General features: G+C 46.1%; 14 protein-coding genes. 11 read left to right on the forward strand and 3 right to left on the reverse strand.

The window, feature by feature from the left end:
- Positions 1–48: 48 nt before the first annotated feature.
- The 10 genes from ACES2C_RS09550 (at position 49) to ACES2C_RS09595 (ending at position 10,990) form a co-directional block, all read left to right on the forward strand.
- Complete coding sequence (locus ACES2C_RS09550; protein WP_374166712.1) at positions 49–594, forward strand: hypothetical protein; 546 nt, start codon at positions 49–51, stop codon at positions 592–594.
- 220 nt (positions 595–814) lie between these two features.
- Entirely contained in the window at positions 815–2,011 is a 1,197-nt protein-coding gene (locus ACES2C_RS09555) for an aminotransferase class I/II-fold pyridoxal phosphate-dependent enzyme (protein ID WP_374166713.1), read from the forward strand.
- 5 nt (positions 2,012–2,016) lie between these two features.
- Entirely contained in the window at positions 2,017–3,138 is a 1,122-nt protein-coding gene (locus tag ACES2C_RS09560; RefSeq protein ID WP_374166714.1) for a hypothetical protein, read from the forward strand.
- Between the two features lie 204 nt (positions 3,139–3,342).
- Positions 3,343–4,671: an inositol-3-phosphate synthase gene (locus ACES2C_RS09565; protein WP_374166715.1), complete on the forward strand. Its 1,329-nt coding sequence runs from the start codon at positions 3,343–3,345 to the stop codon at positions 4,669–4,671.
- Positions 4,672–4,680: 9 nt separating this feature from the next.
- A complete protein-coding gene (locus tag ACES2C_RS09570) occupies positions 4,681–5,133 on the forward strand; it encodes a phosphatidylglycerophosphatase A (RefSeq protein ID WP_374166716.1) in 453 nt (150 codons plus the stop codon).
- Between the two features lie 5 nt (positions 5,134–5,138).
- The gene (locus tag ACES2C_RS09575; RefSeq protein WP_374166717.1) at positions 5,139–5,516 is read left to right on the forward strand and encodes a GtrA family protein; all 378 of its coding nucleotides are present in this window, start codon (positions 5,139–5,141) and stop codon (positions 5,514–5,516) included.
- Positions 5,513–8,077 (forward strand): DUF5686 family protein, encoded by a 2,565-nt coding sequence (locus tag ACES2C_RS09580; RefSeq protein WP_374166718.1) that lies wholly within the window; start codon positions 5,513–5,515, stop codon positions 8,075–8,077. The genes ACES2C_RS09575 and ACES2C_RS09580 overlap by 4 nt, the downstream gene beginning before the upstream one ends.
- Positions 8,078–8,120: 43 nt before the next feature.
- Complete coding sequence (locus tag ACES2C_RS09585) at positions 8,121–9,416, forward strand: DUF4833 domain-containing protein (protein ID WP_374166719.1); 1,296 nt, start codon at positions 8,121–8,123, stop codon at positions 9,414–9,416.
- 13 nt (positions 9,417–9,429) lie between these two features.
- Positions 9,430–10,050: a sterol desaturase family protein gene (locus ACES2C_RS09590; protein ID WP_374166720.1), complete on the forward strand. Its 621-nt coding sequence runs from the start codon at positions 9,430–9,432 to the stop codon at positions 10,048–10,050.
- A gap of 34 nt (positions 10,051–10,084) precedes the next feature.
- Positions 10,085–10,990 (forward strand): phosphatase PAP2 family protein, encoded by a 906-nt coding sequence (locus ACES2C_RS09595; RefSeq protein WP_374166721.1) that lies wholly within the window; start codon positions 10,085–10,087, stop codon positions 10,988–10,990.
- 20 nt (positions 10,991–11,010) lie between these two features.
- Here the strand turns inward: ACES2C_RS09595 and ACES2C_RS09600 are convergent, their stop codons facing one another.
- Both ACES2C_RS09600 and corA read right to left on the reverse strand, forming a co-directional pair.
- On the reverse strand, positions 11,011–11,748 hold the full coding sequence (locus ACES2C_RS09600) for a DUF72 domain-containing protein (protein WP_374166722.1): 738 nt from the start codon (positions 11,746–11,748) through the stop codon (positions 11,011–11,013).
- 105 nt (positions 11,749–11,853) lie between these two features.
- Complete coding sequence (corA, locus tag ACES2C_RS09605; RefSeq protein ID WP_374166723.1) at positions 11,854–12,807, reverse strand: magnesium/cobalt transporter CorA; 954 nt, start codon at positions 12,805–12,807, stop codon at positions 11,854–11,856.
- 196 nt (positions 12,808–13,003) lie between these two features.
- Between corA and ACES2C_RS09610 the strand changes: the two genes are divergently transcribed.
- Positions 13,004–13,954 (forward strand): TIGR01212 family radical SAM protein, encoded by a 951-nt coding sequence (locus tag ACES2C_RS09610; RefSeq protein WP_374166724.1) that lies wholly within the window; start codon positions 13,004–13,006, stop codon positions 13,952–13,954.
- Here ACES2C_RS09610 and ACES2C_RS09615 read toward each other — a convergent pair.
- Positions 13,951–14,418, reverse strand: coding sequence for a hypothetical protein (locus tag ACES2C_RS09615; RefSeq protein ID WP_374166725.1), 468 nt, complete (start codon positions 14,416–14,418; stop codon positions 13,951–13,953). The two genes, ACES2C_RS09610 and ACES2C_RS09615, sit on opposite strands and share 4 nt — an antisense overlap.
- Positions 14,419–14,474: the final 56 nt, after the last annotated feature.

Genomic DNA, 14,474 nt, shown 5'->3' on the forward strand with positions numbered 1-14,474 from the left:
TTCAAATCCGTAATCTGCTTTCGTTGTTAAGTATTGAAAAGAATCCTTATGAATGAGAAATCAGAAGTGATACACGGACATGTGGTTCGTCAGATCCTGGAAGACGACGGCCTTTTTCCGAACAACCCTGTACTTCCCTTACTGGTATACAAGGGGGCTGTTTTTCTTCATCCTGACGATGAGGCTGAGCATATCCTTGATATTTTCGCAAGAAACGGCTGGACGAACGGCTGGAAGAATGGTATTTACGACTATCATCATTATCATAGCACTGCTCATGAAGTGCTGGGCATTTTCTGTGGAACTGCAGATGTACAGTTAGGGGGCCCTGACGGGGTATGCGTAGAGCTAAGCAGGGGAGACGTGGTGATCATACCAGCAGGTGTAGCCCATAAGAGGCTGAAAGCGAGTGATGACTTCCTGTGTGTTGGAGCCTATCCGGAAGGGCAGAGCTATGACATGAATGAGGGTCGGGAAGGAGAACGGGAGAGGGCCATTGCCAATATAGAGAGGGTGCCTCTGCCGGTGCTGGATCCGGTCTTTGGGAAGGACGGCCCGCTGCTAAGCGACTGGATAAAAGGCCCCGGAATTTAGTAGGAAAAAATTTTGTTACATACTTTTTTACTGCATAATAAGTGAAATAATTTAATTGAAAGTAAATTCTTTATCCTTTAGTTATTTTTCTGGTTTTTTAGTTGGCGAAGTTTTCGACTTTTTCAGATATTTGGTCAAAAAAAAGACAAAAAAAATACCAAAAAAAAGCAGATATTCAGGTAAATGAATTTTACTTTTACAAAAAATTAACTTCACCTTAATGCGTAAAAAATTACAAGATAGAGTCCTCGCTTTCACGGAGGCCTCAGAGATTAAGAGAAAGGGGATGTATCCTTACTTTAGACCGATTGAATCAGGTCAGGATACGAAGGTGTTTATAAACGGCAGGGAAGTTCTAATGTTTGGGTCAAATTCGTATCTCGGATTGACCAGCCACCCAAAAATTAAGGAAGCATCAAAGAAGGCAATTGATAAGTATGGTACCGGATGTGCAGGTTCAAGGTTTTTGAATGGAACATTAGATATCCATCTAGAGCTTGAAAGACGTCTTGCACAATACGTTGGAAAAGAATCTGCGGTAATCTTCAGTACAGGCTTTCAGGTCAACCTGGGCGTTCTGTCGTGCATTACGAATCGTAATGATTATCTCATCCTTGATGAATACAATCACGCTTCTATAATCGACGGAAGCCGTTTGTCTTTCTCCCGTACAATTAAGTACGCGCACAACGATATGGAAGACCTTCGTGCTAAATTAAGCCTTCTTCCGGAGGAAGCAGCGAAGGTAATAGCGGTTGATGGGATCTTCAGCATGGAAGGTGACATCGTGAAACTTCCTGAGATTGTGGATCTGGCTAACGAGTTTGGTGCAAATATCTTTGTTGATGACGCGCATAGTCTTGGTGTGATCGGTCTTAACGGTGCAGGTACGGCTTCTCATTTCAACCTGACGGATGACGTGGACCTTATCATGGGAACGTTTAGTAAATCGCTTGCATCTTTAGGCGGTTTTATTGCAGCAGACGAAGTTACAATTGACTACATTAAGCACCGCGCGCGTTCTCTTCTGTTCAGTGCAAGCATGACGCCGGCTTCTGTGGCCAGTGTACTGGCTGCTCTTGATATCATTGAGGAAGAGCCTCAGATCATTGACAAGCTTTGGGATAATACGAATTATGCCAAGAAGTTGCTGCTTGATGCAGGCTTCGATCTGGGAGCTACCGAGAGCCCTATTTTGCCGATCTATATCAGGGATAACGACAAGACTTTCCAGGTAACGAACCTGCTGCAGGAAAACGGTGTGTTTGTGAACCCGGTTGTGTCTCCTGCAGTTCCTTCAGATTCCTCGCTGTTACGTTTTTCTCTCATGTCTACTCATACATTTGAGCAGATTGAAGAAGCCGTTGACAAGCTTGCGGCCGCTTTTCGTAAAGTGGAAGTTTTTGCTTTTAAATAGTATAGATGAAGCAGGTAAAGCCGATCAGTGGGAGTAAGGATCTTAAAAACTTTATCGATTTTCCACATGATCTTTATAAAAATGATCCGAACTACGTTCCGGAACTTTTTATAGCACAGCGTGATCTCCTCACTCCGGGAAAGAATCCATTTCATAACCACTCAAAGGTTCAGCTTTTTCTGGCCTATGACGACGGTAAGATCATTGGCCGCATTGCTGCCATTCTGAACAGGAACCATAATGAGTTCAATCATGCAAATGACGGCTTTTTTGGTTTCTTCGATTGCATTAACGATGCTGAGACTGCTTCCCTTCTGACCGGCGCGGTAACGTCATGGCTCAGGGAACAGGGAGCAGAGACCTGCATCGGGCCGGTTAACTTTTCTACTAATGAAACCTGCGGCTTACTGATACAGGGATTTGAACTGCCTCCTATGGCAATGATGCCCTATAATTCTCCCTACTACCTCACCTTGCTGGAAGGAGCGGGTTTCAGAAAGAAGGTGGATCTGTTTGCCTATTATGTTTCATACGATAAGCACAACGACAGATCGGTAAGGCTGCTGGCTACTCTTCAGGAACGTCTTAAGCGAAATAACATCGTGATCAGAACGATCAACATGAAGAATTTCAAGCAAGACGTGGAAAGGGTCCGGGAACTATATAACTCTGCCTGGGACAAGAACCTTGGGTTTGTTCCTATGACGAATGAAGAGTTTGACCACATGGCCAAAGATCTGAAACTGATCCTCAATCCCGACTTCTGTCTGATTGCCGAACAGGAAGGCAAAGTTGTGGGAATGGCCCTGGGTATACCGAATATCAACCAGATCCTGATCAAGATAAAACGGGGCAGGCTGCTTCCGTTCGGAATATTCAAACTTCTGACGGGAATGAAGAAGATCAACGAGCTTAGAGTGCTTTTACTTGGTGTAAACGAAGGATACAGGAAGCTTGGAATAGAAGCCTGTCTGTACGGCATGATCATCAAGAACGCTCTGACCCACAATATAAAGGGAGCGGAGTGTTCCTGGATGCTGGAAGATAACCATCTGATGAACAAGGCGATCGAACAGATTAACGGCGAGTTATACAAGAAGTACCGGATTTTAGAGAAGTCCATATAGAAATTGGACAATGGCCCGCATGGATTCTTAGAAGCGGGGTGACCGCTTTTATTACCCGATGGAGTTGGTATGACCGCCCGGACCAACAGACTTGACAAATAGCTTATAAAGAGAAGATGAGCCGCCGTAACTCCGTGTTGGGAGCTGTCGTGCCGGCGATCCGATCAAAAGACAATAAATTTCACACAATTAAAATAAACAAAAATGAAAGAATATGTAGAACCTGCTGAAGGTAAGCTGGGGATCCTGATCCCCGGGCTTGGTGCTGTTGCAACTACCTTAATTGCCGGAGTGGAAGCGGTGAGAAAAGGCCTCGCAAAGCCTATCGGATCACTTACACAGATGGGAAATATTCGTTTAGGCAAAAGAACCGAAGACAGGTATCCTAAGATTAAAGACTTCGTTCCTTTGGCCGATCTTAATGATGTTGTTTTCGGTGGCTGGGACGTATATGCGGATAACGTGTACGAAGCTGCAATGAAGGCTAAAGTTCTTGAGGCCGGTCTGCTTAACTCAATCAGACCTGAACTTGAGGCTTTGGTACCGATGAAAGCTGCTTTCGACAAGCGTTACGTGAAGAATCTGGACGGCACCAATATCAAGACTTTCACTACGAAGAAGGATCTTGCTGAGCAGGTGCGTGAAGACATCAGAAACTTCAAGGCTAAGAACGGATGCAGCCGTGCCGTGATGGTATGGTGTGGCTCCACTGAGATCTACATGAAGCAGAGCGCTGTTCATGAGTCAATAGAGGCTTTTGAAGCTGGTCTCGAAAATAATGATGAGCACATTTCGCCAAGTATGATCTATGCTTACGCGGCTTTGAAAGAAGATGTTCCATATGTTAACGGTGCTCCTAACCTGACTGTTGATATTCCTGCTATTGTGGAACTGGCAAAAGAAACCGGTAACCCAATTGCTGGTAAGGATTTCAAAACAGGGCAGACTTTGATGAAGACTATTCTTGCACCTGGGCTAAGTGCCAGAGCACTTGGTGTTCGCGGCTGGTTCTCAACCAACATTCTTGGTAACAGAGACGGTTTAGTACTAGATGATCCTGAAAACTTCAAAACAAAAGAGGTATCCAAACTGAGCGTACTCGATGAGATCTTCCGTCCGGATGCAAATCCTGATCTTTACAGCGAACTGTATCACAAGGTGCGTATCAACTACTATCCTCCTCACGGTGATAATAAGGAAAGCTGGGATAACATCGACATTTTCGGATGGTTAGGTTACCCTATGCAGATCAAGATCAACTTCCTTTGCCGCGATTCAATCCTGGCAGCTCCTGTAGCACTGGATCTTGCGTTGTTCACCGACCTGGCAAAACGCGCTGGAATGACAGGAATTCAGGAATGGCTGTCATTCTACCTGAAGTCGCCTCAAACAGCAGAAGGTCTGAGACCGGAGCATGACATCTTCAAGCAGTTGATGAAGTTGCAGAATACCCTCCGTCATATGATGGGAGAGGATTTGATCACTCACCTTGGCCTTGATTATTATCAGGACCTCGTAGATTCCATACAGTAATAGGAATTTATGTATAAATTAATTTCCACCGGTCTGGGAATAGGCTATATCAGAAAAGGCGGCGGGTCGGTAGCGGCTGCCTTTGCTGCTCTTCTGATCATCCTTTGCCAAACCGGTGGAAATACTTTTAGTATTACTACCTCTGTCATTATTACGATAGCACTAATAGGTGCAGGTACTCTCTCTTCTTATAAGGTAGAGCCGTTTTGGGGCAAGGATAATTACCGGGTGGTGATCGATGAGATCGCCGGGATGTGGATCAGCGTACTCTTTTTGCCGGTTAAAGTTCCCTACGTTATAGCGGGATTTATCCTATTCAGATTTTTCGACATCGTAAAGCCTCTGTTCATTAGACGGATGGAGCGTTTGCCGGGTGGTGTCGGCGTCATGATGGATGACGTTCTGGCAGCAATTTATACCAATATTCTTCTGCAAATTGCAGTAGCATACAATTTGTTTTAAAAAACATGCTTAAGTTTTTAAAAGCGCAGGTCGCATCTCTTTCTGGTACGATTGTTGACTTTTTAACTACATTAGTCAGTGTAGAGCTTTTTCATGTTTGGTACGTGGCCGCAAATATTGCGGGCAACGTGTGCGGAGGCATCACCAATTTCTATCTCGGTAGAAACTGGGTGTTCAACTCAAGGGACAAAAAGGTCTATGTTCAGGGAATACGATATATAATGGTGTGGGGAGGAAGCATCGCCCTTAATACATCGGGGGTGTTCGCTTTAACTCATTTCCTGGAGATAAATTATATTATAAGTAAGGTAGTTGTTTCGCTGGTGGTTGGGTTTAGTTATAACTACTTCTTACAAAATTACTTTGTATTTAAGCAGTCGTGAAAATAGATAGATTTTATAAGGCAGTTAAGTCAGTTTTGCTTTTAGCACTGACTTTTTTATCAATTTTGTCAGCCGCCCAGACCTCTGTGAGGGGTGTAGTGACAGACGTGAAGACGAAGGAGACCCTGCCGTATGTCAGTGTAACTATTCCGGGGACAAGCCTGGGTACCCGTACTGACGCGGATGGCAAGTTCTCCATAAAGATACCAGGAGCATATACCAGGGTAAGTTTTACTTATGTAGGCTATAACTCTGTTATTAAGAATATCGTGGCAGGGCAGGATCAGGTCCTCAACGTCCAGTTACAGCCGACTTCGAAGGTTCTCAACGAGGTTGTTGTAAAGTCGGGGCGGAGGAAGAAGTACCGCAACAAAAATAACCCTGCCGTTGAGCTGATCGAGAAGGTCATTGAAAATAAGTCGAAGAACAGGATTGAAAGCTATTCGTATGCCGAATACGAAAAGTATGAAAAGCTTTCTTTTTCGTTAAGTGACATTACTGACAAGTTTCGTAATAAGAAGGTATTTAAGAACTACCAGTTCCTGTTCAAACAGCAGGATTCTTCTGCTATTGGCGGCGCTACTATCATGCCGTTGTATATGGAAGAAACCCTGTCGAAGAACTATTACAGGAAGAGTCCCGAGAAGAATAAGACAATCGTGCTGGCAAAGAAGAAGGTGGATTTTGATCCCAAGTATATTGACCAGCAGGGGGTGAGTGCGTATATGAACCGCATGTATCAGGATATCGACATTTATGATAACAACATCGCGGTGGTGAGTAACCAGTTCCTGAGTCCGATCTCGAATAACGCCCCGATGTTTTATATGTACTTCATAACCGATACGGTAAAGCGTGGGGACGCGAAATTCGTGGAGCTGAGTTTTGCGCCGAGGAACAAGGGGGATATGCTGTTTCAGGGGAAGCTATACGTTTCCCTTGACGGGACTTATGCCGTGGAGAGTGCCTACCTAACGGTCCATAAGAATATCAATCTGAACTTTGTAAGGCAATTTGAGAGCAAGCTTGAGTTTGAAAAGAACGACATAGACGGGCACTATCACCTGAGCAAGAGTACCCTGAATATCAACTTTGGTATCAGCAAGAACAAGGGGACGGGAGTATTTGGGGAACGGACGGTATCGTTCAAGGATTACAAGCTGAATCAGCCCGGGCCTGACAGTGTCTATCAGGGGGCGCCGGTGGTGGTTGCTACTTCACCTGCAGAAAAACAGGACGGCTTTTGGGTACAGAACCGGCACGAGCAATTGTCGTCTTCCGAGGTAAGTATCTATAGGAATATCGACAGTCTTCAGAACATGCGTTCCTTTAAGCGGACGATGGAGCTGGTGACGTTCCTGTTTGCAGGCTATAAGTCGTTCGGGCCGTTTGAGGTGGGGCCGGCAAATACTTTTTACAGCTTTAATCCTGTGGAAGGCCTGCGATTAAGACTTGGCGGGCGTACCACTCCTGAGTTAAGCAAACGGTATTACTTTGAGACCTATGCTGCTTATGGGACCCGGGATGATAAGTGGAAGTATTTTGGAAGTGCTACCTATTCCATTAACAATAAATCAATTTATGCGTTTCCGCAGCACTATCTGAGGACCAGCTTCCAGCGTGACACGAAGATTCCTGGGCAGGAACTTCAGTTTGTGCAGGAAGACAACTTTTTGCTTTCCTTTAAAAGGGGAGAGAATGACAGGTGGCTGTACAATGATCTCTGGCGTCTTGACTATGTTCACGAATATGAAAATCACTTCTCCTATAGTGTAGGCTTTAAAAAGTGGAAGCAGACTCCTGCTGGAGGGCTGCGCTACCAGAAATGGGAGGATAATGTGCTTAGTCCTGTCAGAAATGTTAACACTTCAGAGCTTAGCCTTGAGTTGCGGTACGCCCCTAACGAAAAGTTCTATCAGGGCAAGATCTACCGTACGCCGATCTTTGGGCCTGATCCGATTTTTACCTTGCGGTATACGCAGGGTATCAAGGGACTGCTCGGCGGAGAGTATAATTATCAGAACCTGACAGGTAACATTCAGAAGCGCTTTTATTTATCGCAGCTTGGCTATACGGATATGACTGTAGAAGGAGGATATATATTCGGGCAGGCGCCATTTGCACTCCTGGCTATTCACCGGGCAAACCAGACCTATGCGTATCAGCTGAACTCGTATAACCTGATGAATTTTCTTGAGTTTGTGAGCGATCATTACGCCAGTATCAATATAGATCATAGCTTCAATGGCTTTTTCTTCAATAAAATTCCGCTGATACGCAAACTGAAGCTGCGGGAAGTGGTTTCATTTAAGGGGCTTTATGGCGGGGTTAGAAATGAGAACGATCCTTATCAGCATCCTGATCTGTTGCAGTTTCCGACGAATGACGACGGGATCCGCTCTACTTATACACTTGAAAAGCAGCCCTATATGGAGGGAAGCGTAGGGATTGCTAATATTTTCAAGCTCTTCCGCGTCGATCTTGTTAAGCGGTTTACCTATCTCGATCATCCCGACGTTGCAGAATGGGGAGTAAGAGCACGTGTAAAATTTGATTTCTAACGTTACCTTTGCACTGAGATAATAACAATTTAACAAACAAGATATGTCATTTACTGCTATAAGGAATGCGCTTCAACAAGGCATCTATAAGGTTATCAACCCTTTTGTCAGGTTCCTTATAAAGATCGGCTTTACTCCCAATGCGGTCACCACTACGGGACTTCTGCTAAACATTGGGGTTGCTGCTATATTTATTGCAGGTGGCGAGAAAGGAAACCGTGGTGATTTTACTTTTGTGGGATGGGCTGGCGCCCTGATCTTATTTGCCGGGGTCTTCGATATGCTCGACGGCCAGGTTGCCCGGCTTGGCAATATGAAATCGACCTTCGGCGCAATGTACGATTCTGTGCTGGACCGGTACAGTGAGTCGATCATGTTCCTGGGCGTATGTTACTACCTGGTAGCCCATCACTATTTCCTTAGCTCTCTTTTCGCATTTATTGCGCTGATCGGATCCATGATGGTAAGCTATACGCGTGCCCGGGCAGAAGGCTTGGGAATTGAATGTAAAGGCGGATTTATGCAGAGGCCTGAGCGCGTTGTTTTAATCAGCATCAGTGCCATTGCATGCGGAATTACCTCCTACTATATCGGAGGAGACTATAAATTGTACGTGCCTGGCATTCCTTTCCATGTTTTTGAGACGATGTCGATATTCACCCTTCCTATTACGGTCATGGCGGTACTGACAAACATTACGGCGTACAAAAGGCTGATGGATTCGAAGAAAGCGCTGGATCAGAAGGATCGGGAGGCTGCCGTTGCTGCCATCACCGCTACGGGAAAAAGAGCCTCACTTTTTGTCCTCTTTGTAGCCCTTTCAGGGCTTAGTCCTGCGCTTGCCGCAGGCACAGTTTCCGATCAGCAAAAGCCGATAGTCTTCCCGACTCCCAAAGGAATCAGCAATCAGCTATTCTATCTGCAAAGGGACCCGAATACAAATACCATCATCTGCCAGCTGAATACTGACGGAAAGGGCGAGCTTGACAAGGACAGCCCGGTGAACGTTTTCTGGATCAGATACGCTGAAAAGGGGCAGCGAAGCGACTTAAACTTCATCCAGCGCAAGTTTGCATATGGCATCAACAGCAGGCCGCTGGGTAATGATAAGTATGAGCTGAAATTTGTGTCATACGGTAAGTTTCCTCTGTATCTGATGAAGGATAAGTCGAACCAATATCGCGTCTACGCGACCGTCAACAAGAAGCAGATCATCTTAAACCGGATATATGTCCACATTGAGGGCGGATCCTTCTGGGTGCCGAACGTAAAGTATGTTGAGCTGAGGGGTACCGACGCCACTACCGGTGACGAGGTGACCGAAAGAATGAAAGTCTAAAAAATACATTGCCATGAAAAAGAATTTTGTATCGAACTCTCCAGAGTCGCAGCGAATGTTCAGGAGTGATTTGCTGGAAAGCCTGTCCAAGGTTCCGTTTTATGTACCTCTTATTGTATACCTGCCAGTGATCGCTTATCTGGCCTGGCTCGGACTGGAGAAAGCCGGTATGACTGCCGTGCATTTTGCGGGCGCACTGGTGGGCGGCCTGTTAGTATGGAGCCTGATCGAGTACGTGCTGCACCGTTTTGTGTTTCATTTTCATCCGACCTCTGAGTGGGGAAAGCGGATACACTTCATCTTTCACGGGGTTCATCACGACTATCCTAATGATGCGAAACGCCTTGTTATGCCTCCTTCTGCCAGTATACCCCTGGCGGTTTTATTTTATCTCCTGTTCCGGGCTGTGATGCCAGCGTACTATCTTTATGCCTTCTTCGCAGGATTCCTGACAGGATATTTGCTGTATGATATGACCCACTATGCTCTTCATCATTATAACTTTAAGAACGGCTTCTGGAAAAAGCTAAAGAAGCACCATATGCTCCATCACTATTCTGACGAGACCAAGGGCTACGGGGTCAGTTCATCACTTTGGGACGGCATATTTAAAACAAACTTCTCCAAGAAATAAAATGCCTGCGACCACCAAAACACAACACGTTATATTGCCTGGAAAAAATATCATCCTAGTATCTCTGTTATCAATTGGATATCAGCTGCTCTCCTATCTGTTGATCGGGTATAAAACTGAGCAGCTCGTGCTCGTGCTGCTGTTCAACACCTTGTACTATGCTACCAGAGACACCCGCCGGCTTATTCTAGGGTTCTCCATCTTCATTGTTTATTGGATCATATTCGACTACATGAAGGCCTTTCCGAATTACTGGTACCATGAGGTCGACATCGCCCATATCTACAATCTCGAAAAGGGGCTCTTTGGGATCCCCTATAAAGGGACGGTGCTTACGCCCAATGAGTTTCTGAAGGTTCATTCCAACTCATTCCTCGACGTGATGAGCGGTATTTTCTATCTGACCTGGGTGCCGGTGCCACTGGCGTTTGCAGTTTATCTGTTCTTTAAGAACCGGCTTTATTTTTTCTATTTTTCGCTCACCTTCCTGCTGGTGAACCTGGTTGGCTTTGTTATCTATTACCTGCATCCCGCTGCGCCGCCCTGGTATGTGCAGCTTTATGGATTTGAGTTCCACCCTCAAACGCCGGGCAATACAGCAGGGCTTTCGCGCTTTGACAGTTTCTTTGGCGTTTCTGTTTTTAAGTCTATTTATGCGAAGAGTTCAAACGTATTTGCAGCTATGCCTTCACTGCACTCATCGTACCCTGTTATTGTCCTCTTCTATAGCATGAAGAGCCGGATGAGATACCTCAACGTTTTGTTTGCGTGCATCATGGTCGGAATCTGGTTTGCGGCGGTGTACTCCAGTCATCATTACCTGGTGGATGTGCTCGCCGGCATCTTATGTGCGGTTGTATCTATTGCATTATTCCTGCGTCTGACGCAGACAGGATGGATGTCTAAATTTATTTCAGGCCTCATGAAGGCGACCGCCTGAAGTGCGTTTCGCAGTCCCTTTTATTGTTTCAACTCCAGCTCCTTTATAATCTCAGTCAGGCGCTGTGCATTGTAGGCGGCATAGCTGTTCACATCGTTATTGAAGTAGATATAACAGCTGTCTGCTTCCGGACTGGCCTGTACCATCTGAGCTAGACTACTTAGCTGCTCGTCGCTATAGCTGGACGGATAGAGGCCTTCTGCGCCATGCAGGCGGTAATAAACCAGTGGGGCGTTCACCACGAGATCTGCGGGCAGCGAGGGGTGGCTCATGCCACAGAAGCTCACCCCATGCAAGGATAGTTTTTGGTATACCTCGGGATTCCACCAGCTGGGATGCCTGAACTCAAGCACATTTTTGTAGTCCTTATTCAGGCTCAGGAGTATCTTTTCGAGGCGGGCCTCAGAATAGGGGAGACGTGGCGGCAGCTGAAACAGAAAGCATCCCAGTTTTTCTCCCAGCCCCTCTATAGATGCCTGATAGAAATCCGACATCATTGATGCTGTTCCGGTAAACTGCTTAAAGTGGGTGATAGCCCGCGGTGCTTTAACAGCGAAAAAGAAGTTGGCCGGGCTCTTTTGATACCAGTTCCGAAGAACGTGCGCGCGCGGGAAGCGGTAGAACGTGACATTCAGTTCGATGGTGTTGAAGAAGGTACAGTAATGCTGAAACCACCTGGATTGCGGAAGCTCTTCGGGATAGAACGTTCCTTTCCAGTGTTTGTAATGAAAGCCGGAGCAGCCAATATTCCACTTCATTTTTGTTCGTCGTTTATATCTGCATTTGCCCCGAAATGCGGAGGGCTCTGCAGGATGAACGTCTGCTGCCGGAAATGGTTTAAAGACTATAGTGTGATCTTCTGCTTACAGCCAGTTTTTCTTCTTGAAATAGATCAGTGTAAAGGCTGACGACAGGATCATGAGCAATATGGCAAAGACGTAGCCCCACTGCCAGTTTAGTTCGGGCATCGTTTTGAAGTTCATGCCATAGACACTGGCGATCAGGGTAGGGGGCATGAAGGCAACGGTAGCGACAGTGAATATTTTGATGATCCGGTTCTGCTCAATGTTGACAAAGCCCATAAAGGTATCCTGGAGATATTCGAGCCGCTCAAATGCGAACTTGTTATGCTCAAGGATCGAGCTGATGTCGCGGATCATGATACGCAGGACTGCCTTGTAGTCTTCAGGGAAACTGCTGCTCTTCATCAGGGCCGAGATCAGTCTTTGCTTGTCAATAATGTTTTCGCGCAGAGACATGGTCTCGTTCTGAAAGGAGCTGATCTGGATGAGGATCTCCTCGTCTGAGCGTTTGTTCCGCAGAACGAGCTGCTGGTTAAGTTCCGCTATATGGCGGGCCAGCCCTTCTATAAGGTCAGCGTCGTGATCAATGGAGGTCTCCAGCAGCGTAAGCAGGATCTGATAACCGTTTGTAAATGATCCGGGGCTTGCCTTGATACGTTTTACAGACTCACTAAAGGTCTTCAGATCGTCGTCGCGGTAGGTGAATAAGATACCCTTCTCTAGAATTACAGATACGGGGCAGTAGACGAAGCCATTAGGCCTCATGGAAAGAAAATTAGAGTTAATGACCAGTTCATCCTCTACTTCACTGAAGCGTGAAGAGCTTTCGATCTCCTGAGACTCTTCTTCTGACGAATACTTGATGTCAAAGTAGGTCTCGACGGTGACTTTCTCTTCGACTGTCGGGTTCTGAAGGTCCACCCAGATCATACTGTCCATCGGGATGTCCCGCAGTGCGTCCAGATCACTTTCTTTCGCCAGTCTCCTGTCCTTTTTGTAATAAATTCTCAGCATATAAAAGTACATTTTGGCAGCGCCTGCTGCCATCGTGAGTGGGATCCCCGGTTTTTCCGTGATTCCAAAGTTACAACATCCAAGTTAAGTCCAAAATCGTTTAAAAGTTTTGTATTCAGTATCTTTGTTCCCCGTTGCAGATACCTCAGGACTTTCTGGAAATAGCATTAAGCTTTAAATTTTTTGGTGAAAGAAGATGAACGTAGACTTTGGATATAAGACTTATAACAATTATGGGGCCTACCTTAAGGGGAAGTATGAGGGCGTAAGGGTATTTAAGATCATAGTTGACGGCGGCTTTACATGTCCAAACAGAGACGGCAGCAAAGGGTATGGAGGCTGCGCTTACTGTAATGTTGACTCTTTCACGCCAGAAACCTCCCGGAAAATGCCCACTATCCGCGAGCAGATAGAGAAGGGGATAGAACGGGCCGTTAAGGGATATGCTGCTGAAAAGTTCATAATCTATTTTCAACCGAACACCAACACCTATGCTCCCGTTCATTATCTCAAGATGATGTACGACGAAGCACTCAGTATCTGTCCTTCAGACGTCGTGGGGCTTTCTGTCGGCACGCGCCCTGATTGTATTGATGCCGAAAAAGTGGCGCTTCTTGAGAGCTACGTTGAGCGGGGGCTCGACGTGGATCTGGAAATGGGCATGGAGTCTATATATGATGATACCCTTCAGCGTATTAACCGGGGGTGCAGTCATCAGGAACTAATACAGGCGATGGATCTGGTAAAAGATTCGCCGCTCGATATCTGTGTGCATACCGTATTTGGATTTCCCTGGGAAACACGGGAGATGATGCTGCGTTATGCCGATGAGATCAACCGCTTTCCGCAGATCAAATTTGTAAAGCTCCACCAGTTGTATATCGTGGAGGGCTCGATCATGGGAGTGCAGTATAAACGAAATCCCTTTAAGCTTTTTTCGCTGGAGGAGTACACCGACTTTCTTTCGGAGTTTATCCCGCTGTTGCGGCCGGATATTATCATTCAGCGGCTTTTCGGGATCTCCGACTATGACCTGTTGATAGCGCCCGAGTGGGGCCTCAAGAAATCGGGAATTCAGTCGTATATTGATAAGGAGCTTGAAAGACGGGGTGTGATGCAGGGCAGCAGGTACCGTCCTTTGGTTTAGACCCCGTCAGGGAATATTTCCCTGATCAATCGCTCCCTGGCCTTAAATATCTCCAGTACTTTGTTTTGAACCATTAGGCTGTTAGCCAGCCGGCCGATCACCCCATAGGGGATTGCGTAGTTTAGGATGTCCTCCATGAAGATCCCGTCGGGCGTTGGGTGGAAATGATGCTGGTGATGCCAGAAGGCAAAGGGGCCAAAACGTTGCTCATCAACGAAGTACTCCATTTCCCTGATGTGCGTAATTTCAGTCAGCCACTTTATTTTAATCCCGAGCAAAGGTGATACCGTGTAAGAAATGAGGATTCCCGGATACATTTTCTGATTCTGTTCCAGGGCACTTGTTATGACAAAGCCCAGCGAGGGAGTTATGCGGGCTAAATTAAACGGGGAGGAAAAAAAGTCCCAGGTCTCTTCAAGAGATGCAGGGATCAACTGGGTAAATCTGAAACTGTATATTTTCATCTTTCAGTCTTGTAACAGACGGTTCAGTCATAAGGTTTCAGATACAGAGAGCCGCA

This window comes from Arcticibacter sp. MXS-1 (assembly GCF_041902385.1).
Lineage (GTDB): Bacteria > Bacteroidota > Bacteroidia > Sphingobacteriales > Sphingobacteriaceae > Arcticibacter.